We start from the raw sequence: 681 nt of genomic DNA, 5'->3' as shown, positions 1-681 counted from the left end.
GATCCGGCTGATCGTCGGCGGCGTGTACTGCGCCAGGCTCTCGTGGCTCGGCAGATCACGGCCGTACATCCAGAACACCGCGCCGATGGTCAGCGCGGCCATCATCACGCCCATTGTGACAATGCTGAAGATACCGCCGAGGAATGAGAGAATGAACCGAGTCACGTAGCCGCCTTTCAGGGATTGCCGCTTCCCTTATACCGTCCCGTGCCCCCGGTCAAAACACACGCGCGCGTGACGGCGGGGCACTGCCGTTCATTGCCGCCGCAAACGCGCCAGCGCCGCGCCCTCGAGCCGGAACTGCCCGACATCGGGGATGAGCCGCCCGCCGAACTCGTGCTGCATGATGAGCTTCTGCAGCCACGCGAGCTGGCCCTTGGGACGGAAGGGGTGCGGCTCGAGGCTGGTGCCGTGCAGCCGCCGCAGCCAGTGCCCCGCCGCCTGCAGACGCGTCGCGCGGTCGGCCTCCGACAGGTGCGGCCAGAGCGCCGAGAGGCTCGGACCATCGGCGTAGGCCATGCCGAGCACCAGCCTGCTCTCGTCGAAGAACAGCACCTCGGGTGCGGCGTCGGGCAGGGCAGTCACCACCGCCCGCTGGCGCGCGACCTGCGCGCGGGCCTTGTCGGCCCAAGCGGGGGCGTAGACCTTGACCACGATGCGCTCGTCCGGCCGGGCGGCGCA

The 681-nt window shown here is 69.6% G+C and carries 1 protein-coding gene; it reads right to left on the bottom strand.

The annotated features are described in order from the left end of the window. Positions 1–255: 255 nt before the first annotated feature. Positions 256–681: phosphotransferase (locus HC022_RS28175; protein WP_254885304.1), on the bottom strand; the 426-nt coding region annotated here is incomplete at its 5' end.

Source organism: Salipiger sp. HF18 (assembly GCF_011806505.1).
GTDB lineage: Bacteria > Pseudomonadota > Alphaproteobacteria > Rhodobacterales > Rhodobacteraceae > Salipiger > Salipiger thiooxidans.
Note: the sequence above shows the minus strand (reverse complement) of the source record. Positions and strands in the feature narration are given on the sequence as shown.